The 21,887-nt window shown below is 70.4% G+C and carries 21 protein-coding genes; 6 read left to right on the top strand and 15 right to left on the bottom strand.

Translation table 11 applies throughout. The annotated features are described in order from the left end of the window. Positions 1 to 2: 2 nt before the first annotated feature. Together AC21LY_RS06960 and AC21LY_RS06955 are read right to left on the bottom strand one after the other, a co-directional pair. Complete coding sequence (locus tag AC21LY_RS06960) at positions 3 to 1,121, bottom strand: Rv3169 family protein (protein ID WP_489045654.1); 1,119 nt, start codon at positions 1,119 to 1,121, stop codon at positions 3 to 5. Beyond that, entirely contained in the window at positions 1,118 to 2,236 is a 1,119-nt protein-coding gene (locus AC21LY_RS06955; protein ID WP_489045652.1) for a phosphotransferase family protein, read from the bottom strand. The genes AC21LY_RS06960 and AC21LY_RS06955 overlap by 4 nt, the downstream gene beginning before the upstream one ends. Positions 2,237 to 2,342: 106 nt before the next feature. Between AC21LY_RS06955 and AC21LY_RS06950 the strand changes: the two genes are divergently transcribed. Further along, positions 2,343 to 3,119 (top strand): hypothetical protein, encoded by a 777-nt coding sequence (locus AC21LY_RS06950; RefSeq protein WP_489045650.1) that lies wholly within the window; start codon positions 2,343 to 2,345, stop codon positions 3,117 to 3,119. Between the two features lie 89 nt (positions 3,120 to 3,208). Here the strand turns inward: AC21LY_RS06950 and AC21LY_RS06945 are convergent, their stop codons facing one another. The 8 genes from AC21LY_RS06945 to AC21LY_RS06910 form a co-directional block, all read right to left on the bottom strand. Continuing rightward, positions 3,209 to 4,222, bottom strand: a complete 1,014-nt coding sequence (locus AC21LY_RS06945; protein ID WP_489045648.1) for a ferrochelatase — start codon at positions 4,220 to 4,222, stop codon at positions 3,209 to 3,211. After that, positions 4,219 to 5,061, bottom strand: coding sequence for an NADH-dependent enoyl-ACP reductase InhA (gene inhA / locus AC21LY_RS06940; protein WP_489045646.1), 843 nt, complete (start codon positions 5,059 to 5,061; stop codon positions 4,219 to 4,221). The genes AC21LY_RS06945 and inhA overlap by 4 nt, the downstream gene beginning before the upstream one ends. A 76-nt stretch (positions 5,062 to 5,137) precedes the next feature. Beyond that, a complete protein-coding gene (gene fabG1 / locus AC21LY_RS06935) occupies positions 5,138 to 5,863 on the bottom strand; it encodes a 3-oxoacyl-ACP reductase FabG1 (protein ID WP_068743346.1) in 726 nt (241 codons plus the stop codon). Positions 5,864 to 5,950: 87 nt separating this feature from the next. Further along, positions 5,951 to 6,934, bottom strand: coding sequence for a VWA domain-containing protein (locus AC21LY_RS06930; protein WP_489045978.1), 984 nt, complete (start codon positions 6,932 to 6,934; stop codon positions 5,951 to 5,953). Position 6,935: 1 nt separating this feature from the next. Further along, positions 6,936 to 7,907 carry a DUF58 domain-containing protein gene (locus AC21LY_RS06925; RefSeq protein ID WP_489045643.1) on the bottom strand — a complete coding sequence of 324 codons (972 nt, stop codon included), beginning with the start codon at positions 7,905 to 7,907 and terminating at the stop codon, positions 6,936 to 6,938. A gap of 2 nt (positions 7,908 to 7,909) precedes the next feature. After that, positions 7,910 to 8,974 (bottom strand): AAA family ATPase, encoded by a 1,065-nt coding sequence (locus tag AC21LY_RS06920; RefSeq protein ID WP_489045641.1) that lies wholly within the window; start codon positions 8,972 to 8,974, stop codon positions 7,910 to 7,912. A 98-nt stretch (positions 8,975 to 9,072) separates the two neighbouring features. Then, positions 9,073 to 10,542, bottom strand: a complete 1,470-nt coding sequence (locus tag AC21LY_RS06915) for an NlpC/P60 family protein (protein WP_489045639.1) — start codon at positions 10,540 to 10,542, stop codon at positions 9,073 to 9,075. A 237-nt stretch (positions 10,543 to 10,779) separates the two neighbouring features. Then, positions 10,780 to 11,430, bottom strand: coding sequence for an Rv1476 family membrane protein (locus tag AC21LY_RS06910; protein ID WP_489045637.1), 651 nt, complete (start codon positions 11,428 to 11,430; stop codon positions 10,780 to 10,782). A 169-nt stretch (positions 11,431 to 11,599) separates the two neighbouring features. Here AC21LY_RS06910 and acnA point away from each other — a divergent pair, with 169 nt between their 5' ends. Beyond that, positions 11,600 to 14,416 carry an aconitate hydratase AcnA gene (acnA, locus tag AC21LY_RS06905; protein ID WP_489045635.1) on the top strand — a complete coding sequence of 939 codons (2,817 nt, stop codon included), beginning with the start codon at positions 11,600 to 11,602 and terminating at the stop codon, positions 14,414 to 14,416. A gap of 81 nt (positions 14,417 to 14,497) precedes the next feature. Continuing rightward, positions 14,498 to 15,061 carry a TetR/AcrR family transcriptional regulator gene (locus AC21LY_RS06900; protein WP_489045633.1) on the top strand — a complete coding sequence of 188 codons (564 nt, stop codon included), beginning with the start codon at positions 14,498 to 14,500 and terminating at the stop codon, positions 15,059 to 15,061. Between the two features lie 13 nt (positions 15,062 to 15,074). On the opposite strand, the gene AC21LY_RS06895 is transcribed toward AC21LY_RS06900, so the two are convergent. From AC21LY_RS06895 to AC21LY_RS06875, 5 genes are all read right to left on the bottom strand, one after another. Further along, positions 15,075 to 15,827, bottom strand: a complete 753-nt coding sequence (locus AC21LY_RS06895; RefSeq protein WP_489045631.1) for a hypothetical protein — start codon at positions 15,825 to 15,827, stop codon at positions 15,075 to 15,077. 62 nt (positions 15,828 to 15,889) lie between these two features. Further along, positions 15,890 to 16,714 carry a VOC family protein gene (locus AC21LY_RS06890; protein ID WP_489045629.1) on the bottom strand — a complete coding sequence of 275 codons (825 nt, stop codon included), beginning with the start codon at positions 16,712 to 16,714 and terminating at the stop codon, positions 15,890 to 15,892. A 58-nt stretch (positions 16,715 to 16,772) separates the two neighbouring features. Beyond that, complete coding sequence (locus tag AC21LY_RS06885; protein ID WP_489045627.1) at positions 16,773 to 17,528, bottom strand: YdcF family protein; 756 nt, start codon at positions 17,526 to 17,528, stop codon at positions 16,773 to 16,775. Between the two features lie 118 nt (positions 17,529 to 17,646). After that, a complete protein-coding gene (locus AC21LY_RS06880; protein WP_489045625.1) occupies positions 17,647 to 18,153 on the bottom strand; it encodes a DUF4333 domain-containing protein in 507 nt (168 codons plus the stop codon). Positions 18,154 to 18,248: 95 nt separating this feature from the next. After that, complete coding sequence (locus tag AC21LY_RS06875; protein ID WP_489045623.1) at positions 18,249 to 19,280, bottom strand: PDDEXK nuclease domain-containing protein; 1,032 nt, start codon at positions 19,278 to 19,280, stop codon at positions 18,249 to 18,251. A gap of 86 nt (positions 19,281 to 19,366) precedes the next feature. Between AC21LY_RS06875 and AC21LY_RS06870 the strand changes: the two genes are divergently transcribed. The 3 genes from AC21LY_RS06870 to AC21LY_RS06860 all read left to right on the top strand — a co-directional run bounded on the left by AC21LY_RS06870 (position 19,367) and on the right by AC21LY_RS06860 (position 21,880). Then, complete coding sequence (locus AC21LY_RS06870) at positions 19,367 to 19,498, top strand: hypothetical protein (protein ID WP_489045621.1); 132 nt, start codon at positions 19,367 to 19,369, stop codon at positions 19,496 to 19,498. Positions 19,499 to 19,614: 116 nt separating this feature from the next. Continuing rightward, positions 19,615 to 21,117, top strand: a complete 1,503-nt coding sequence (locus AC21LY_RS06865) for a DUF3375 domain-containing protein (protein WP_489045619.1) — start codon at positions 19,615 to 19,617, stop codon at positions 21,115 to 21,117. A gap of 1 nt (position 21,118) precedes the next feature. Next, positions 21,119 to 21,880 carry a DUF4194 domain-containing protein gene (locus AC21LY_RS06860; RefSeq protein WP_489045617.1) on the top strand — a complete coding sequence of 254 codons (762 nt, stop codon included), beginning with the start codon at positions 21,119 to 21,121 and terminating at the stop codon, positions 21,878 to 21,880. Positions 21,881 to 21,887: the final 7 nt, after the last annotated feature.

The following is a 21,887-nucleotide window of genomic DNA, read 5'->3' as shown; positions in this document are numbered from 1 at the left end:
GTCTACGGTGCCGGGTCGACGTACTGCGTGAAGCCGTAGCGCGTGTGCGGGCCGATCGCCCCGAACTCGAAGAGGCCCTCACCCTCCTCGACGCGACCGTCCGGGTGCCGGGCGGTGCAGGTCGCGAGGTACTCGACGGGGACCAGCATGGTCAGACTCGCATCCAGCTCGGAGACGCGGAAGCGCCGGCCCTCGACCTTCTCCTCGCCCTGCCACATGCCGTGCCGCCAGTCCTGGTCGAGCCCGTAGCCGGTGCCGAAGCCGAAGTGGTTGGCGGTGACGATCGCGATGTCGACCTCCGTCCGCGCACCGTCGGACCCCGTGAACGTGAGCCGGGCCGCCCGGGCCTGCCTGGTCCCGGAGACGAAGTCGACGTCGTGCGCGACGTGCCCGAGCCAGCGGGGCTCGGCACCGTCGTGCGGGATCCAGGTGGCGTCCTCGACGACCGGCCGGCCCCCGATGTCCTCCTGCAGGACGACGCAGATCGTGGCCTCGGGCAGGCGCAGCACGGAGTAGATCCAGAAGAAATTCCCGGCCTCGGTGACGCGGCGGCCGGGCGGCTCGGCCTCGCCGACGGGCCGCACGCCCCACGAGCGGTCGCGGTTGCCGCGCCAGGTGCTCGCGTCGAACCGCTCGCCGTCGACGGTCAGCTCGCCCGCCCACCTCCCGACCTGCACGAACCGCTGCGTGTCGAAGGTGACGCGCTCGAGCTGGCGGTGGAAGTGGCGCGGTTCGAGGTGGGCCGGGCCGGTGGCGGTGAAGGTGAGATCGAAGGCGAGGTCGTAGTCCTCCCCCGGATCGAGGGCCACGCGCAGGCGTCGCAGGCCGTCGAGCACCTCCAGGCGCAGCGGCCCGACGACGGTGTCCGCGCGGTCGGCACCGAGGGCCTTCGACGCGCGGAAGACGATCTGGTCGTCGCCGTGCCGCGCGACCGCGAAGCAGTCCATGACGCCGAGGTTCGGGTACACGCCGAGGCCGAGCACGAGGAAGGGGTCCGCGGCCGTGCCGTTGTGCGCGTTGAAGTAGTAGCGGTCGTAGAAGTTGCGGTCCGAGGTCGCGGGGTGCCGGATCACCTCCGCGACCTGGTGGACCGGATAGTCGTCCGCCGGCGACAGCGTCACGGCACCACCTCCCAGTAGGTTCCGTCGAGCATCTTCTCGATGCTCGCGCGGTGCAGGATCATGTCGTCGGGATTCTCGGGCGCGGCGGACGCTCCGAAGTCGATGGCGCGGGTCTGGATCCGGTACATGATCACGCCGTGCACGATCGCCGCGTACGCGGTGTAGAAGTCCATCTCCCGCGGCACGTGTCCGGTGCGGTCGGCGTACCGTCGCTCCACGTCCCCGCGGCGCAGGAAGCCCGGCAGGCCGGGCAGGCCCGCGAGCTCGGCGAGGTCCTGGAAGAACCGGTGCAGGTAGACGAACCAGCCCAGGTCCAGCTCGCAGGGGCCGACGGTGGCCATCTCCCAGTCCAGCACCGCGACGGGAGCATTGCCGGCCGGGCCTGCGTACATCAGGTTGCCGATCCGGGCGTCGCCCCACAGGAGCACCGCGTCGGCGTGGCCGGGCAGATGCTCCTGCGCCCACGCCAGCGCCCGGTCCAGGATCGGGGCCCGGCGGTGGCCGTCGGCGGCCCAGTCGTAGAACGCGCGCAGCCGCCGCAGGTGCGCGGCCAGCGCCGTCTCGCCCGGGCCGGGCGCCGGGATCAGGCCGTCGGCCGGCGCCGGGACGGCGTGGATCGCGGCGATCACATCGACGCTCGCGCCCGCGAGTTCCCGCAGGTCTGCCTCGGTCGCATCGGGCCGCCACCCACCGAAGGTGTACGGCATGACATCGGGCGGGACGTCGCCGTCGATCCGCTCCATCACGAGGAAGGGCGCGCCGATGACCGCGGGGTCCTCCTCGACCCACAGGCAGGGCGGTGCCGGGACCCCGTACGACCGCACGTGCCGCATCACGGCGAACTGCGCCGGCAGGTCGTAGGCCGGGAAGACGGGGTCGGATTCGGGTCGCGGCGCGACGCGGATGACGAGGCGCCGCTCGCCGTCACCGAAGCGGACCGTCGCGAGCAGCGTCTCGCTGGACATGCCGTTGCCCTCCGGCAGCTGGAGCCCGATCACCTCCGCGCCGGGCTCGCGCGCGGCGAACCACTCCTGCAGCTGGGCGCGCACCTCGTCGGGTGTGCGCTGCGACGATGCCGGGCGGGCCTGCTCGGCGAAGGTGTCCGATTCGGTCATGCAGGTCAGGGTAGATCCGTAGCGGCATCGATAGAACACGTTTCAGAAATCCCGCCGTCGTCGCGGGTCGGCCGCCCGGCGGCGGCCCGGACTAGACTGGGCGGCCATGAGCTCCCCCGTCGCCACCCTCGCCCGCCGCGCCACCGCGGGGCCCGCCCAGGGCTTCGCAGTGTGGTCGGCGGCGTGGCTGGCGGGGTCAGCCGGCACGGACGAGCTGCTCACGGCGCTCGCCGAGTGGGCGCCGGTGCAGTCCGTCGTCGACGGTGACCTTCCCGATCTGCTCGCGGAGATCCGTGCGCTGGAACCGCACACCGTCCGGCTGCTCCTGCCCGCCCCGGGCGACGCGCGGGGCCTCCCCGCGGGCACGGACCTGGAACAGGCCGCGATGGCGCGCGGCGAGGCGGTGCTGTTCGACGGTGCGGCGGCGACGATCGCGCTGGTGCCGACGCCGGAGGCGGGCGACGTGATGCGCTGGCAGGCCTTCCTGCACGAGCCGGCGCTGGTGGACCCGGACCCGGTCTCCCTCGGCGCGGCGGAACACGCCCTGCGCGACGCGGTGCGCCAGGCACCGTCAGCGTTGGCGAGCCTGCCCCCTGCGCCCGACGCGGCGTCGGATCCGCGCGGCGTGGTCATGGAACTGACCCGCTACCTCGGCGCGCACCGCCTGCCCCGCGGCGCCTCCGAACGAGCGCATCGCGTCCTCGACAGCGCCGGGATGGTCGAGGCGATCCTGCTGGTCGCGGGCGCGGAGAACCCGTACGCCGGTCTCACGCTGGCATCCGCCCAGGGCGGCGACGCCGCCTACCGCGACCTGTGGCGCACCGTCCGCGCCGCCCGCGTGGCCGCGGTCAACGCGGTCTGCCGGGACGAACTCAGAGGCTGAGACGCTTCACGATCTCGGGTTCTGCCGCCATGGACGTGTCGTGGCGCACGCCTGATGCCCACGAACCCGACATCGTGAAGCAGTGCCGCCTATCCGCGGACGGGCCGGCGCACCGCGGGGCAGCAGCCCAGGACGCAGGCCGCGCCGTCGACGCTGACACCGAGACCGTCGGATCTCCCGGCGAAGGCGTCGTCGACCAGGTCCGCAACCATCGCCGCGAACCGCGGATCGCCGATCGGGGTGGCGGCGCGGGCGAAGGGCATACCCAGCTCGGCCGCGAGCTCGCGCGCCTCGGTGTCCAGGTCCCAGATCACCTCGAGGTGATCGGAGATGAAGCCGATCGGGACGACGGCCACGCCGGGCACGCGCTGCTCCCACAGCGCCTGCAGGTGGTCGCAGATGTCCGGCTCGAGCCAGGGCACCTGCGGCGGCCCGGAGCGGGACTGCCAGACCACGTCGTGCTCCACGCCCAGCCGGGCGGCGACGTTCGCCGCCGCATCGGCCACCTGCCGCGAGTACAGCCGTTCCACCCCCGGCGGACCGGCATTGACGTCGGCGGCGTCGGGGATCGAGTGCGCGGTGAAGACCAGTCGCGAGCCGGCGGGCACCTGGCCGAGCGCCACCGTGGCGGCGTCGGCGAAGCACGCCAGGAACAGTTCGTGGTCGCAGAAGTGCGGCAGCTTCGTCAGCCGGGGCGCACCGGCCCCGACGGCCGCGCGGGCGCGGGCGATGTCCTCGTCGTACTGGCGACAGCCGGAGAAGCCGCCCCACGCGGAGGTGGCGAAGACGAGGGCGTCGCGCACGCCGTCGACGGCCATCCGCGCGACGGTGTCCTCGACCATCGGGTGCCAGTTCCGGTTGCCGAAGTACACGGGCAGGTCCCGGCCGCGCCGGCCGAATTCCTCCGAGACCGCGGCGATCAGCTCCCGGTTCTGGGCGTTGATCGGCGAAACGCCGCCGAACCGCTGGTAGTGCTGTTCGACGGCGTCGAGCCGCTCGGCGGGTACGCCGCGACCACGCACGACGTTCTTGAGGAAGGGACGCACGTGGTCGGGGTGCTCGGGCCCCCCGAAGGAGAGCACGAGCAGCGCATCGTAGGTCACGACTGCGCGTTGATCATTTCCTCGGGGAACCAGGTGTTGTGGCTGGCGCCGCCGTCGACGTAGACGATGGAGCCGGTGGTGCCGGGCAGCCAGTCCGAGAGCAGTGCGCACACGCTCTTGCCCACGACCTCCGGATCGTCGACGTTCCAGCCGATGGGCGAGGCGCCGTCCCAGTAGGTGTTGAGCATGTTCAGCTTCTTGGCGTCGTCGGTCGCGGTGCCCGAGATGGCCTTGGCGGCCAGCGTCTTGATCGGGCCGGCGGCCACGAGGTTCGACCGGATCTTCTTGGCGTAGCCGACCTCGCGGGCGACGTAGCGGTTCACCGACTCCAGCGCCGCCTTCTGCACGCCCATCCAGTTGTAGTCCGGCAGCGCGGTGCGGGGATCGAAGTCCATGCCCACGATGGAGCCGCCCTCGTTCATGACGGGCAGCACGGCGCGCGCCAGCGAGGCGTAGCTCCACGCGGAGATCTCGAAGGACTTCGCCACATCGGGGCCGGGGCCCTCGAGGAAGGGCAGCGCGTCCGGGCCCATCAGGGTGCGCGGCGCGAAGGCGATCGAGTGCAGCACACCGTCGATGCCCTCGGGCGCGAGCTCGCGGATCCGGTCGGCCAGCGCGCCGAGGTACTCCTCGTCGGTGACGTCGAGCGGGATCGCCGGCGGCACCTCCTGCGGCAGGCGCTTGGCGATGCGGTCGATCAGGCGCAGCCGGTCCGGGATGCCGGTGATGATCACCTTGGCGCCCTGCTCCTGGGCCACCTTCGCGGCCGAGAAGGCGATGGAGGCATCGGTGATGATGCCGGTGATCAGGATGGTCTTGCCTTCGAGCAGTCCGGTCACGGACGTGCCTCCTTCAGATGTTCGGGTGGGGCTGGCTGGGTTCGACGGTGCGGGCCTCGCGGCCGGTTGGCCGGGCCTAGTGGCCCATGCCGAGGCCACCGTCGACGTTGATGACGTTGCCGGTGACGTACGCGGAGTCGTCCGAGGCGAGGAACGAGACCACCGCGGCGACCTCTTCGGGCTGGCCGATGCGCTTGGCCGGGATGCCCTGCTTGATCAGCGGCTCGGTCATGTCGGCGGGAAGCTCGCGGGTCATGTCGGTGTCGATGAGCCCCGGCGCGATCACGTTGGCCGTGATGTTGCGCGAGGCCATCTCGCGGGTGACGGAGCGCGCGAGGCCGACCACGCCGGCCTTCGACGAGGCGTAGTTGGCCTGACCGCCGGTGCCGGCGAGGCCGACGACCGAGCCCAGGTAGATGAACCGGCCCCAGCGCTTCTTGAGCATGTCGCGGGTCGCGGCCTTGGTCACGCGGAAGGCACCGGTCAGGTTGGCGTTGATGACCTTCTCGAAGCTCTCGACGCTCATCCGCATGACCAGCGTGTCCTCGGTGATGCCGGCGTTGGAGACGACGACCTCGACGGGACCCTGGTGCTCGGCGACGGCCTTGAACGCCGCCTCGACCGAGTCGTTGTCGGTGACGTCGCACTGTACGCCGAACAGCCCCTCGGGGGCGCCGGAACCGCGGTGGGTGACCGCGACCTTGTGACCGTCGGCGGCGAGGCGCTGCGCGATCGCGAGGCCGATGCCGCGGTTGCCGCCCGTGACGAGGACGGACCGGGGCGTGAATTCAGAAGTCGACATGGAAGCCAACTTAGCAATCGCCGTCCGGCGCCGGGAAATCTCCGGCCATGCGAGTCGCCCCGGGAGCGGCCCTGCGGGGTGCCCCGATCACGGCAGACGCCGGTTGAAGGCGACGGCACCGGCGGCGCCCAGCACCAGCAGCCCCGTGGCCCAGAGCACCCAGATCCGGGAGTTGTCCCCCTTCTGCATCTCCCAGCCGATCTCGTCGCGCAGGGTTCCGTAGGCCTCGTTGAGGTCGCTGAGCGACGACGCCGAGAAGAACTGCCCGCCGGAGAGTTCCGCGATCTTCTTCAGGGAGGCGTCGTCCACGGGGACCGGGATGTTCTGCCCCTCGATGTCGACGGTGCCGTTCGGCGTGCCGAAGGAGATGGTGGAGATGGGGATCCCGTCCTCCTTCGCCTTCCGGGCGGCGGTGAACCCGCCGCGGGGGTCGTCGAGGTCGGTGGGCACCGTCTGCTTGCCGTCGGACTCGAGGATGATCCGGGCGGGCGGGGCGTTGTCCTTGCCGCCAAGGACGTCCCGGATGTTCTTGATGGACTGGATGGCCGCGTAGATGCCCTCGCCGGTGGCCGTGCGCTGCGCGAGGTCCAGGTGGTCGATCGCGTTGGTCGCCAGCGAGCGGTCCGGCGTCGGCGAGACCAGCAGCTGGGCCGTACCCGCGAACGAGACGATGCCGAGGTTCATCCCCTGCGGCAGCTCGGTGACGAACTTCTTCGCCGCCTCCTTCGCCGCATCGAGGCGGTTGGGGCTGACGTCGGTGGCCTTCATCGACAGGGAGACGTCGATCACCAGGACCACCGTGGCCCGGCTCCGCGGGACCTTCCGCATCGCCTGCGGGCCGGACAGCGCGACCATCAGGAGGATCAGGCCGATGCTCAGCAGCGCCAGGGGGACGTGGCGCCATCGGTTCCGGCCGGGAGGGGCGACGGAGTCGAGCACCGTCATGTTCGCGAACTTCAACGCGCGCTTCTCGCGCCGCCGCTCGTTGTAGACGTAACCGGCGACGATCGCCAGCACGACGAGGATGCCGAGCAGCCAGATCGGGTCCGCGAGCGAGGTCAGTCCGCCCATGTCAGGATGCACCCGCCAATCCACGTCGGCGTGCGGCGACGAACCGCACGATGTCTGCGAGCCAGTCGCGGTCCGTGCGCAGCGACAGGATCGGCGCGCCCACGCCGCGCAGCGTGCGAGCGACCTGGGTGCGATGCTCCTGCGCCGCCACGGCGAATCGCCGCTGCAGCTCGGGGGTCACGGTCAGTTCGCGGACGGCACCGGACTCGGCGTCGCGCAGGGCGATCTCGCCGACGTCGGGCAGCTCGAGATCGCGGGGATCGAGCACCTCCACGGCGAGCACCTCGTGCCGCGCGGCGAGGCCGCGGAGCTCCCGGACGTAGTCGACGTCGCCGAGGAAGTCGCTGATCACCACCACCAGGCCGCGGGGCTGTTCCGGCCGCCGCAGCGCGTCGAGGGCGATCCGCAGGTCGCCCCGCGTCCCCTCGACGGCGCGGGGCGCGCCGGCGATCGCCCGGAGCACCTTCTGCCGTTGCGCGCGGCCGGATTTCGGCTGCACCCTGATCAGCTGTGCACCATTGCTGACGAGACAGCCGACCCGGTTGGCGGCGCCGCTCACCAGGTGGACGACGGCCGCGGACGCGGCGACGGCGAGATCGCGCTTGGTGCCACCGGTCGAGCCGAAGTCCATCGACGCCGAGAGATCGACGACGATCCAGGTCTGCAGCTCGCGGTCGGCGATCATCTGCCGCACGTGCGGGTGGGTCGTGCGCGCCGTCACGGACCAGTCCATGAGGCGCACGTCGTCGCCCGGCGTGTACGGCCGCGACTCCCCCGGTTCCGAGCCCGGGCCGGGCAGCAGACCCTGGTGGTCGCCCTTGAGGACACCGTCGAGCCGCCGGCGGACGAGCAGCTCCAGCATCTTCAGCGAGGCCTGCATCCGGGCCTCGTCGACCTCTCCGCCCGCGAAGCTCGGCAGCGGGGTGTGCGGCACGGCGGCACCCGGCGGCCGGACGGGGGGTGTTGCGGGCATCGTCAGCCCTGCGGCTGCTGCGCGGGCACGTACTGCTGCTGCGGGGCGTGCGGCGGCTGCTGCGGCACGGGCTGGCCGACGACCTGGGGCAGGGCGACCGTCTGGAGCACGCGGTTGATCGCCTGGTCGGCGGTGACCTCGTCGGCGAGGGCGTCGTAGCTCATGACGAGGCGGTGGCGCAGCACGTCGGGAATGATCTCGACGACGTCCTGCGGGACCACGTAGTCGCGGCCGCGGAGCAGCGCCAGGGCGCGGGCAGCCGCGACGATGCCGAGGGTGGCGCGGGGCGAGGCGCCGTAGGTGATCCACGAGGCCACGTCGTCGAGGCCGAACTCCCGCGGGGTACGGGTCGCGGCGATCACCCGGACGACGTAGTCGACGAGCGCGTGGTGCACGAAGACCTCGCTCGCGGCGCGCTGCAGCCGGCGCACGGCCGCCGGGTCGAGGACCTGCGAGGGGACGGGCGGCACCGTGCCCATCCGGTAGACGATCTCGCGCTCCTCCTCGATCGACGGGTAGCCCACGACCACCTTGAACAGGAAGCGGTCGCGCTGGGCCTCGGGCAGCGGGTAGACGCCCTCGTTCTCGATGGGGTTCTGCGTCGCCAGCACCAGGAACGGGTCCGGCATCGGGTAGGTCTGCCCGCCGATGGAGACCTTGCGCTCCGCCATGACCTCGAGCAGCGCGGACTGGACCTTCGCGGGGGCGCGGTTGATCTCGTCGGCGAGCAGGAAGTTGGCCGAGACGGGGCCGATCTCCGTGTCGAACTGCTCCTTGCCCTGGCGGTAGATGCGGGTACCGATGAGATCGGACGGCACCAGGTCGGGGGTGAACTGGATGCGGGAGAAGCTGCCGCCGACGACCGTCGCGAAGGTCTCGACCGCCAGGGTCTTGGCGACACCGGGCACGCCCTCGAGCAGGACGTGTCCCTTGGCGAGCATGCCCACCAGGATCCGCTCGACCAGCTGGTCCTGGCCCACGATCACGCGCTTGACCTCGTAGACCGCCCGCTCGAGCAGCTTCACCTCATCGCTCGTCGCGATCGCCGGCCCCTGTGAGTGCGTCACGCAAAGATCCCCTTCATCGTCGTTCCCCCGGCCCGCGCGGGCCTGTTCCATCCGGCCCGCGAGAGCCCGTGCCCACGAGAGTACTGAATCGGCGGCGGTCAGCTGTTGATCACGCGGACACCCTGCGACAGGAAGGTCGACGGGTCGAAGGGCTGGATGCGCACGGCGCCGCCGGACTCGGGCGCCTCGATGATCTGGTTGTTGCCGAGGTACATGGCGACGTGCTGGGTGCCGCCGGGGCCGCGGAAGACCATGTCGCCGCGCTTGAGCTGGCTGATCGGCACCTTGTTGCCGGTGGTGTACTGGTAGCCCGAGTACTTGGGCAGCGCGATGCCGACGGCGGCGTACATGTACGCCATCAGTCCGGAGCAGTCGAAGCCGATCCGGTTGAAGTCGCCGTAGCGGTCGGCGACCCCGCCGTCGCGGACGCCCTTGGTCGCGCCCCAGGCGTTGCCGCCGCCCCAGGCGTACTGCACGCCGATCACGGACATGCCGCGCTGGACGACGGTCTCGATCATCTGGGCGCCGCTCATGCCGGCGGCGCTCGAGACGGCCTGGGCGGCGGGCGCGGCCTGCGCCGCGGGGGCCGCCTGTCCGGTGACCGCACCGAACGGGTTGGTGAACAGCGACGACGCCTGCCCGACGATGCTCTGGGCGAAATTGCGCGCGGGGGCGAGCGGGTCGGCGGAGTCGGCGGTACCGGCCTGTGCGGCGGGCGCGGCCTGCGCCGCAGGGGCCGCGGGGGCGGCGGGAGCCGCCGGAGCGGTGATCTGCTGGGTCTGCTGTTCGTCGACCACGTACTGGGCGTAGATCTTCTGCTGCGCCGCGCGATCGTCGGCACGCTTGGCCTCGTCGAGCGCGCGCTGCGCCAGTTCGCGCTGCGCGCTGAGCTTCGCCTGCTCCTGCTCCTGAGTGGAGAGCGTCGCGACGGTGGCGGTGATGGAGTCCTCGGCGACCTTCTTCCGGTCGACCGCCGCGGCGGTCGCGGCATCGGCCTGGACCTTGGCGGCCTTCGCGGCGGCCCGGGAGGACTCGGCGCGCTTCTTCGCGGCCTGGAGGTCGCCCAGCGCGGCGCGCTGCTTGTCGGCGACGATGCGCAGGGTGGCCGCGCGGTCGACCGCGACGCCGGGATCGTTGCCGCCGAGGGTGTTCACCAGCGCACCGGCGCTGTTGCCCTGCGCGTAGGCGGCCCGCACGACCGTGTCGAAGGCGTCCTGGGCGGTCTTGATCCGGGCGTCGGAATCGGCGACGGCCGCCTCGGAGACCTTGATCGCGCCGTTGGCCGCGGTCGCCGCGTCCCGCGCGGACTGCAGGTCCACGACGGCGCGGTTGACGGACTGCCGCTTGGTCGCGACGTCGCCGCGGAGGTTGGCGATGCGTTGGTCGGCCTGCGCGATCCTGTCGACCAGCGCGGCGACGACGTTCGCGGGGTTGGCGTCGGGGCCGTTGGGCTCGGCGAAGGCCGAACCACCGGCAGCGACGGAACCTGCGACCAACGAGCCGGTGGCGACCGCCGCGAGCAGCGACCGCGCAGCGAACGTCGGGGCGGGGTGTGCCGTACGCCTCAAGGTGTCTCCCTCAACTCAAGACCGGTGTCCGATGAGTACGCGTGGGCCTCACGTACAACATTGGCTTCAGGGGTACCGTACGGCACTTTCACAACGAGAGAAAACAGCAATCACAAACTACATCGATGTGAGTCTTCAGAAGAGAGCGTTGACCTGCGCAGATGCGTTACCTGAGAATGGCGATAGAATCGGACAGCCGCGAAGAATCACACAGCTGGAATTTCGAATGAGTGTGCGTTATTCGTTCGTTCGAACGGCTGCGTCGCCATTCTCCGGGCCCGCCGCCTCGGCCGTCCCGGGGGCGCCCACCGCGACCGGAGCGGTGTCGCCGGCCGTACCCGCCGCCCTGCGCGCAGCGTCGATCTCGCGACTGCGCCGGCGCGTGCGCACGCGTGCGACGCCGGCCAGCGCGGCGACGAACAGGACCAGCGCCACGGTGAACCCGGCCCACGGGAAGGTCGCGTCGTGCGCGACGTCGGCGAAGTCCTCGGCGGCCTTCGGCGGATTGTTCAGGGCGAGCCGCCCCGTGTAGCCGTCCTGCCCCTTCTCGATCTGGTACCGGGACAGCTGCGTGGAGTACCCGGCGACCTGCGCCGGCGACATCACCAGGATCGTCATCGGCCCCTCGCCCTTGGCGATCTGCTGCTTACCGAGTTCGGTCCCGAGATCGCGGAGCGAGGTGTCGGGGTTGTAGTCGTGCGCGAGGACGACGACCTGGAAGTTCTCGATCCCCTTGGCCCGCGCCTCGCTCACGACCCGCACCAGCTCCGGCACGGAGTCCTGATGAGCCGGGCTGAGGACGGCGACACCGTCGGCGGCGAGGTCCGCCTGCAGTGCGGACAGGTCCACGTCGTTCGGGACTTCGGTGAGGATCGGCAGCGGGCCCATGGGCCTCACAGTACGACACGCCCACGCGCGTGCCCGGAACGAGGCACAATGAGCGGCGTCCGGTGAGTTTCAGCCCCCGGGACTCTCACAGGACAAGCGTACTGTATTATCGGATTCAGACACCGACACAGCCCGTCGGTGCACACCACAAACGTTGAGTGGAGCTGACGTGAGCAAGAGTATTGATTCCTTCTCGTCGCGCGGCACGCTCGAGGTGGGCGATCAGTCGTACGAGATCTTCCGCCTCAGCGCCGTGCCCGGCACCGAGAAGCTGCCTTACGCCTTGAAGGTCCTCGCAGAGAACCTGCTGCGGACCGAGGACGGCGCGAACATCACCGCCGATCACATCAACGCCCTGGCGAACTGGGACCCCTCGGCCGAGCCGAGCGTCGAGATCCAGTTCACGCCGGCGCGCGTGATCATGCAGGACTTCACCGGTGTGCCCTGCATCGTCGACCTCGCCACCATGCGCGAGGCCGTCACCGCGCTGGGCGGCGACCCCAACAAGGTCAACCCGCTCTCCCCCGCCGACATGGTCATCGACCACTCCGTGATCCTCGACGTCTTCGGCACCGCCGACGCCCTCGAGCGCAACGTCGACCTCGAGTACCAGCGCAACGGCGAGCGCTACCAGTTCCTCCGCTGGGGCCAGGGCGCGTTCGACGACTTCAAGGTCGTCCCCCCGGGCATGGGCATCGTCCACCAGGTCAACATCGAGTACCTCGCCCCGGTCGTCATGACCCGTAACGGCCAGGCCTACCCCGACACCTGCGTCGGCACCGACTCGCACACCACCATGGAGAACGGCCTGGGCGTCCTGGGCTGGGGCGTCGGCGGCATCGAGGCCGAGGCGGCCATGCTGGGCCAGCCGGTCTCCATGCTCATCCCCCGCGTCGTCGGCTTCAAGCTCACCGGTGAGATCCAGCCGGGCGTCACCGCGACCGACGTCGTGCTCACGGTCACCGACATGCTGCGTCAGCACGGCGTCGTCGGCAAGTTCGTCGAGTTCTACGGCAAGGGCGTCGCCGAGGTCCCGCTCGCCAACCGCGCCACCCTCGGCAACATGAGCCCCGAGTTCGGCTCCACCGCGGCGATCTTCCCGATCGACGGCGAGACCATCAACTACCTGCGCCTCACCGGCCGCACCGACCAGCAGCTCGCGCTGGTCGAGGCGTACGCCAAGGAGCAGGGCATGTGGCACGACCCCGAGCACGAGCCGGCCTACTCCGAGTACCTCGAGCTGGACCTGAGCACCGTCGTTCCGTCGATCGCCGGCCCGAAGCGCCCGCAGGACCGCATCCTGCTCTCGGAGGCGAAGACGGCCTTCCGCAAGGACATCCACAACTACGTCGAGCAGAACAACCCGGCGCCGCACACCCAGCTGGACGAGGCGATCGAGGAGTCCTTCCCCGCCTCGGATCCGGCCAAGCTCAGCTTCGCCGACGACGGTGCCGTCAACGTCCAGTCGGCCGCCAACGGCTCCGAGGGTCGTCCGTCGAAGCCCGTCACCGTGACCGGTGAGCGCGGCACCTTCGTGCTCGACCACGGCGCGGTCGCGGTCGCGGGCATCACCTCCTGCACCAACACCTCGAACCCGTCGGTCATGCTGGGCGCCGCCCTGCTCGCCCGCAACGCCGTCGAGAAGGGCCTGAGCACCAAGCCCTGGGTCAAGACGAACATGGCTCCCGGCTCGCAGGTCGTCAACGACTACTACGAGAAGGCCGGCCTCTGGCCGTACCTCGAGAAGCTCGGCTACTACCTGGGCGGCTACGGCTGCACCACGTGCATCGGCAACACCGGCCCGCTGCCCGACGAGATCAGCAAGGCCGTCAACGAGGAGGACCTGACCGTGGTCGCGGTGCTCTCGGGCAACCGCAACTTCGAGGGTCGTATCTCCCCCGATGTGAAGATGAACTACCTGGCCTCGCCGCCGCTGGTCATCGCCTACGGCCTCGCGGGCACGATGGACTTCGACTTCGAGACCGACTCGCTGGGCAAGGATCACGACGGCAACGACGTCTACCTCAAGGACATCTGGCCGTCGGCGCAGGAGATCGACGACACGATCAAGAGCGCGATCAACCAGGACATGTTCCGCAAGTCCTACTCGACCGTCTTCGAGGGCGACCACCGCTGGCAGAACCTCGACACCCCCCAGGGCGACACCTTCGCCTGGGACGAGGACTCCACCTACGTCCGCAAGGCGCCGTACTTCGACGGCATGACGATGGAGCCGGAGCCGGTCTCCGACATCTCGGGCGCCCGGGTCATGGCGCTGCTGGGCGACTCGGTCACCACCGACCACATCAGCCCCGCCGGCCCGATCAAGCCCGGCACCCCGGCGGCGCAGTACCTCGACGCGCACGGCGTTGCCCGCAAGGACTACAACTCGCTGGGTTCGCGGCGCGGTAACCACGAGGTGATGATCCGCGGCACGTTCGCGAACATCCGCCTGCAGAACCGCGTGCTCGACACGATCGGCCTCGAGGGCACGCAGGGCGGCTACACCCGCGACTTCACCCAGGAGGGCGGCCCGCAGTCGTTCATCTACGACGCCTGCATGAACTACCAGGCCGCCGGCACCCCGCTGGTGGTCCTGGGCGGCAAGGAGTACGGCTCCGGCAGCTCGCGCGACTGGGCGGCCAAGGGCACCAGCCTCCTCGGCGTCAAGGCGGTCATCGTCGAGTCCTTCGAGCGCATCCACCGCTCGAACCTGATCGGCATGGGCGTCGTCCCGCTGCAGTTCCCGAAGGGCGAGTCCTGGAAGACCCTCGGCCTGGACGGCACGGAGACCTTCGACATCGAGGGCATCACCGAGCTGAACAAGGGCGTCACCCCGAAGACGGTGCACGTCACCGCCACGAAGGAGGACGGCACGAAGATTGAGTTCGACGCGGACGTCCGCATCGACACGCCCGGTGAGGCCGACTACTACCGCAACGGCGGCATCCTGCAGTACGTGCTCCGGAACATGATCAGGAACTGATCTCTCGTCTTCGTGCACGCGTGACGGCGGGCCCGGCCCCTGTGGCCGGGCCCGCCGTTCCCGTTGGATCAGGAGCAATTCATGCCCAAGGTCAGCGACGATCATCTCGCCGCGCGGCGCCGTCAGATCCTCGACGGGGCGCGGACCTGCTTCGCCGAGTACGGCTACGACGGCGCCACCGTGCGTCGGCTCGAGGCCGCCACGGAACTGTCCCGTGGCGCGATCTTCCACCACTTCCGCGACAAGGACGCGCTGTTCCTGGCCCTTGCGCGGGAGGACGCCGAGCGCATGGCCGACATCGCCGCCGAGGAGGGGCTGGTGCAGGTCATGCGGGACATGCTCAGCCATCCCGAGCGCTTCGACTGGCTCGGTACGCGGCTCGAGATCGCCCGCCGCCTGAAGAACGACGCCGATTTCCGGGCCGAGTGGACCGAGCGCAGCGCCGAACTCACGGAGGCCACACTGCGCCGCCTCGAGCGGCAGAAGGAGCGCGGCCGGTTGCGCGACGACCTCCCCACCGACGTCATACTCGGCTATCTCGATCTCGTCCTCGACGGCCTGGTGACCCATCTGGCGTCCGGCCGCCCGACGGCGGGCCTGGAGGCCGTGCTCGACCTCGTGGAGGAGAGCGTGCGCCGGCGCTAGCGGCAGCGCACCGTCACCGCTTCTGCCGGGACACCACGATCGCCCCGATCCCCGCACCGAGCAGCACCACGCCCGCGACGACCGTGAGGTAGAGCCCCACCCCCGTGGAGGTGTGTACCAGCGATGAGGACTTCGACGCGAGAGACGCGGCGTTCGTGAGGTCGTAGCCGCCGAGGCCGGCCACGATCAGGCCCGCGACCACGGCGACGATGCCCGAGATCAGTCGCAGCGGCGCGCCCCGGACGGGCAGCACGGCCGCCGCTACCGCCGCCACCGCGGCGATCAGGCCGAGGACCAGCGAGATCCAGCCGTCGCTGCCGTCGATGCCCGAGACCGTCTCGGTGAAGCTGGCGCCGCCGAACGAGGCCGAGACGGAGACCCACGGCAGGAACGCGCCGACGACCGCGAGCAATCCCGCGCCTACGACCACGAACTGCAGGACCATCCCGACGCCGCCCCTGCCCGACGGTGCCGCCGGGCCGAGCGGGCCCGGCTGCCCGCTGCCGCCGGGGTACGGATAGCCGACCGGGAGCGGCTGCCCGCCGTAGGGTTGCGGCCCGCCGAAGGACTGCCCTCCGTACGCCGGCTGCCCGCCGTAGGGCTGGCCGTACGCCGGCTGCTGGCCGTACGGGGGCTGCGAACCGCCGTAGGGCTGCTGCTGTCCGTAAGGGGGCTGTCCGTACGGCTGGTGCGACGGGCCGTGGCCACCGGACACCGGTCCCGCGGGCTGGTGCTGCCCGGGGTATTCGCCCTGGTTGTAGGTCATGCGGGGAGCGTAGCCCCGTCGGCCTTACGAACCGGTTGCAATCGCCTGAAACCGCCCGGACGTCAGTATCCCTCGGGCGGGGTGGCGTACAGGAAGACCGCACCGCCGGGATCCTTCGCCGAGCCCATCGTGGCCCACGGGGTCTTCTCGGCCGGGCGGAGGATCTGCCCGCCCGCGGCGACGATCCGCTCCTCCGCGGCGGCCGTGTCCTCGACGGTCAAGTAGATCTGCCAGAACGACGACATGCCGTCGCCGAAGACCCCGGCGTCGAACAGTGGTGCGGCGTTCATGATCCCGGCGACGCCGTCCTGGGCACCGTCGGGCCCCACGAGCGCCTGGCTGTACCGGTCGGGCCCGACCGAGCCCTCGGCGCCTCCGCTGCCGATCTCCTGGAGCGTCCAGCCGAAGACGGTGCGGTAGAAGGCGAGCGAGTCCTCGTAGCTGTTGCTCATGCAGTCGAACCAGTACGGGGTGCCGGGCGCGCCGCGCTCCACGAACCCCGGGTGGGTGCCCGGCTGCCAGACGCCGATCGCCGCGCCGGCCGGGTCGACGACGAAGCCGAACCGCCCGAGATCACCGACGTCGGCGGTGGGCACGATCACGGTGGCGCCCGCCTCCGTGGCCGCGGCGAGCGAGGCGTCCGCGTCGTCCGTGCGCAGGTAGACGGACCACATGTCGCCGGGCCCCTCGCCCCCGTCCGTGGCCCCCATGAGCCCGGCCACGAGCTTGCCGCGTACCCGGAAGTTCCGGTAGCCGCCGAACTCCGCGGCGGGTGGATCGGCCTCCCAGCCGAAGACGGCGCGGTAGAACTCCGCCGCCGCATCGACGTCGTGGCTCATCAGGTCGATCCATACGGGTGCGCCCACCGGGGCGATGTAGTCGGTCATGGGACCAACGCTCGCACACCCCACCGACAACTTCCAGGCGTCCGCGCGGGGGCGCTGATCAGATTCCGGCGACGCCCCGTGCGTCCCGGTAGACGGCCGCGACGCCGCTGGCGGACATCGGCGCCGACTGGATCTTCGCGTCCGAGGCCACGACGGCCTGCAGCGTGATGCCGGCGACCAGGAAGTCGGCCACCGAGCGACGGGTGTGGTCGGCCGAGGTGACCAGCACCGCGCCGTTGCCGAAGCCGTTCTGCCGCATCAGCGCCGCCGAGTTGATGGCGTTGCCCTGGGTCGATCCGGCCCGGTCCTCCGTGTAGATCCGGGTGCCGGAGACGCCCTGGGCGAGCAGCCACTCCTTCATCGCCGCCGCCTCGGTCTTGCCCGCCTTCGGCGCGCCGCCGGTGACGACGATCGGGAACGCCGGGTACGCCTGCGCGACCGCGAGACCCTTGGTAAGGCGCTCGACGAGCACCGGCCGCAAGCCTCCGTTGTCCTCGAGGCCGTAGCCGAGGATCACGATCACCGTTCCGGGCGCGACGCCGCCGGGCACCTGGTCCGTGAGCGGGAAGGTGAGCGCCTTGTTGACGTTGGTCATCAGCGCGACGACCTTCTGCGCCTGGTCGAGCGGCATCTGGTTGACCGCCGCCTGGGCGCCGGCGGTATCGCCGGCCGCCTGGCGGTCGATCGCCTGGTTCGTCAGGGACGCCGTGGAGGTCGACGGTGCCGCCCCCGCCGTTCCGGAGGTCGCAGTCGCGATCGCGGCGACCGCCACCGTCGCCGACAGAACCGAGCGGATGAAACCAGAGACACGCATCTTGACCTCCGTGACAAATGTGACTGCTGGTGGAAAAATACCGCACCGAGGTCTGTGTTGCACACGTGAAGCATGATCTCTGTGACGAATGACGCCCTCTAGGCCGCTGCCGCGGCGGCTACGCGACCTCCCAGCTGTCCTCGTCGGCCACCTCGCCCACCGTGTAGGTGAGTGTGTCCGTGGTGCCGTCGGTGTTCGCGACCCGGCAGGTGAAGCTCTCCTTCGGCGCGACCGCCTTGAGCCCGGTCCCGCAGTCGACACTCGACGCCCCCGGAAGCTGAGCCTTGACGTGCGGCGTCAGCTGCGGGCCCAGCGCGGGCATGCTGTAGAGCTTCTTGGCCGTCACGAAGTCCACGTTCATCTGGTCGTCCTTGACCGTGACCGTCACGGGGACGACGGCGTCGGAGATCTTCGCCTCGCACGTGAAGGTCGACCCGACCGCGGGGCGCTTGTTCGATTGGTCGCAGCTGACCGAGTCGACCTTCTGGCCGAGCTTGCCGTACTCGGTGTTCAGCTTCGTCGTGATCGCGTTCTCGAGTTTGCCGTAGTCGACGCTCGCGCCGCCGGCGCTGAACGAACACCCCGCGACCAGCATGACGGCCGCCCCCATTCCCAGTTTCTTCATGCAGACGACGGTAGGCAGCAGCCGTTGCCACCGGTATCCCCAAGTACCGGGCACTTCCACCTCCCAGATTCCTGGGATGGCGTCGTGCGCCGCACCTACTCGTTCGCACTCCCCGGACCGGTTACCCTCCGCGCGGCCCGCTCCTGGGCATCGCGATAGATCTGCGCAATTCTCCGCTGCAGTTCCTCCTTCGGCGGGAGCGCGGTCCAATATTCGGCCACGACGATGCCGTCCTTGTGCATCTCGAGCAGCTCGATCTGCTCCCGGCTCGCCTCGGTACAGAGGATCAGGCCCAGTGGCGCTTCCTCGTCGTCCCGCCGCTCGTACCGGTTGAGCCACTTGAGGTAAAGGTCCATCTGGCCCTTGAACGACGGGCGGAACTTACCGACCTTGAGCTCCACTGCGATGAGTCGGCGGAGCGGCCGCGAGAAGAACAGCAGGTCCAGGCAGAAGTCGTCGTTCCCGACCGTCATCCGCTTCTGCCGGGCCACGAAGGCCCAGCCGTTGCCGACTTCGAGGAGGAAGGTCTCCATTTCGCGGATGAGCGCCTCCTCGACGTCCCGCTCGGCGTGGACGTCCTTGAGGCCGAGGAAGTCGAGCAAGTAGGGATCGCGGAAGCTGTCGAGCGGCACCGCCGACCCTCCGGGCGTCTGCGCGTTCGCGATCTCCCGTCGCTCGAATCCCTGCCGCCCGATCAGGTCGCGGAGCGCTCGGACACTGAGCCGTGCGTCGAGCGCCTGCTGGATGTAGAACGCCCGCGCCTCGTCCGAGTCCACCGGTAGGAGCGCCTTGAAGTGCGTCCAGCTCAATTGTCGCCCCAGCGAGGCGACAATCTCGCGATCCGGAAAGACCTGCGCGAACTGGATCATCCGGTACAGATTCGCCCGCTCGAAGCCCCGGCCGTAACGCTCCGTCAATTGTCGTGACAGCGCCACGACAATCTCCCGAGCGTAGTCGGCGCGCTCTTCCGCGAGGATCGCGATGTCGATCAGATGCCCGATCTGCCAATTCATCAGCGTCAACGCCACGTTCGCCTGCGACGCGATCACCGCACGCGTCTGCTCGATCAACGCGGAGACCTGCGTGACCAGGTCCCCGTGCTCCCCCGACGATTCCAGCTCAGTCATGAGTCCTCCCCTACTCGTCACTGTCACCGCGACGCTATCGGGGACGTCTGACACGTTCTGCTGGGCTGTCGAGACCACGACCGAGCATGATCCGCCAGCCCATGTCCGTCGTGATCCGGGCACTCACCCGCCGCGCCCGACGGTGCCCGCTCAGCTCCGGTCGTCTTCCGAGGCCGTCGCGCATCACGGTGGTGGTGCAGGCGCGGATGGTCGAGTAGTCCGGTTCGGCACCAGCGGTCACGATTTCATAGCCCCGCGACCGCCGCACGTCCCTCAGAACCACGGCCGACGCCCCGATACACTGGATCGTCGCGACGGAACAGGGAGGTGCACGATGGCGCAGACTGCTGCGCAGCTGTACGCCGCGTTCACCGACAACGCGGACAACGACGTGGCGCTCCGCCTCCTCCGCTCCCCCAACGCGGTCGCCTACCTGGCCCTCATGGCCGCACGGCTGGGCACGGGCCCCGTCGACGCGGAGGAGCTGGCGGACGCGCTGACCGTCGACCTGCAGTCGCTCGCCCACCACTTCACCGAGCGCGCCCGCCCGGTCCCCGCGGGCCCAGACGTCCTGGACCAATGGGTCAAGCACGGCTTCGTCTCCCGAACCCTGGACGAAACGGACCGCGAGATCATCCAGCTCACCCGCGGCGCGACGACGGCCCTCGGCCAGGTGCAGGCCGTCTCTCTGGACCGCAACGTCGCCACGGAGACCGCGCTGGAGCTCGTCACAGCGCGACTCTCCGCGGTGGCGGTCACCGTCAGCGCCGATCCGGACGACCACCTGCGCGCTCTGGACGAACAGATCGCCGAACTCACCCACCGCCGCGAGGCGCTCCGGGCCGGCCTGGTCCCGGAGTACGACCGCGACAAGGTGGTCGACGACCTCAAGATCGTCAGCTCCCTCGCCGAGCGCATGCCGGCGGACATCCTCGGCTACGGCGAGAAGCTGCGCGAGCACACCCGCAATCTGCTCACCCACGGACTCGAAGCGTCCGACGACGACAGCGCCACCGCCTACGCCAAGACTCTCCAGCGTCTCTTCGACGGCCACGACGAACTCGCGAACACCCCCGAGGGCAAGGCCTTCGACGCCTTCTACACCTTGCTCTCCGACCACCGCCTGCGCCGCCAGCTGGAGACGTCCGTCGCGTCCGTCGTCCACGAGGTGGCACTGCCGGACGACCTCAGAGACTCCCTCACCGGGTTCCTGGACCGCATGTGGATGCAGGTCCAGCGGGTCGACGAGATCCGCGGGCAGGTCTACCGCCGCATCAACATCTTCGTCAAGGACGGCGACTTCCTGCAGTACCAGTCGCTGCGGGCCCGCATCACCGAGGCGCAGCGCGCGGCCGTCGACGCCTTCGACGCCGTCTCCGCCGGCCGTGACACCGGGCTCGCGGTCCCCATGTCGGCCGTGGACACCAGCTCCGTCGGCGCCCTGCGCTTTCACGACGGCATCGTCACCCTGCCGCCCGAGGTGCGCGAGACCTCGGGCGAGTTCACCATCGACCCCGCCCGGCTCGTCGGCCGGGAGGCCATCGACTGGGACTCCCTCGCCGCCGCCATCAACGAGCGGGTGAGCAAGTCCGACGGTGCCGACATCGAGGAGATCCTCGCGACGATCGACGCTCCCCGCGCCGGCGACGTGGTCGGGGTCTGGTCGCTCGGCGCGCGGTACGGCACCGTCGACGCCGACCGGCCCGTCACCGTCCTCGCGCACACGGCCCGCGGCCCGCGCGAGCTGACGGTGCCGCACGTGGAGTTCGCCGCCGCGCTCCCGCCCCTGACGCCCGCCTCGGCCGCGCCCGAGCCGACCACGCTGTTCGAGGAGTGACGTGACCGACGAAACACTGGACATCGGGGACGACGCGCTCCCCGAGATCGACCTCGCGGACTTCCGCATCGCGGACGACGAGGCCGTGCGATCGCTCCGCGGTGCGGAGACCGCGCCGCGGTTCGACGGCGACACCTCGCAGCTGCCGAACTCGGTCTGCTACGCACTGCAGGAGTTGATCGCGGCCCCGCACGTCTCCGCGAAGTCGAAGAACTGGGCGGTGATCGAGGCGGAGGAGACGCTGCTGCGCAGTCGCCTGTCCGAGCTGAACCTGCTGCTGGAGATCAACCGCGAGACCAAGCACGCCTTCACCCGGCAGGTCAGCGAGAACGACCCCCGGCAGCGGAACCTGCTGCGCGCCCAGAGCCTCTCCCTCGCGGCCTCGGTGCTGGCGCTGTTCCTGCGCCTGAAGCACCTGTCCAGCCCCGACGAGGCCGCGGTCGTGGAGCGGCAGGAGATGATCGACCACCTGCTGACCTTCCGGCCCGCCCGCGACACCGACGAGGCCGGCTTCATCAAGAAGGCCGACGCCGCGATCAACCAGCTCGAGACCCGCCGCCTGATCCGGCGGGTGGGCACCAGCGACCGGTACGTCGTGCACTCGGTGATCGCCTCCCTGCTCACGCCCGAACAGGTGGACCTGTACACCGCCGCCTACCGCGATCTCGCCAGCACCGACCAGGACCTCGGCGAGGCCGCGGCCCCCGTCGACGACGGCGACGACGGCCAGGACGGCACCGTCGAACCCGAGAACGAGACGTAGGAGCCGC

Source organism: Tsukamurella sp. II2bb (assembly GCF_057815145.1).
The sequence above is the reverse complement of the archived record's forward strand: the minus strand, read 5'-3'. Positions and strand labels throughout refer to the sequence as shown.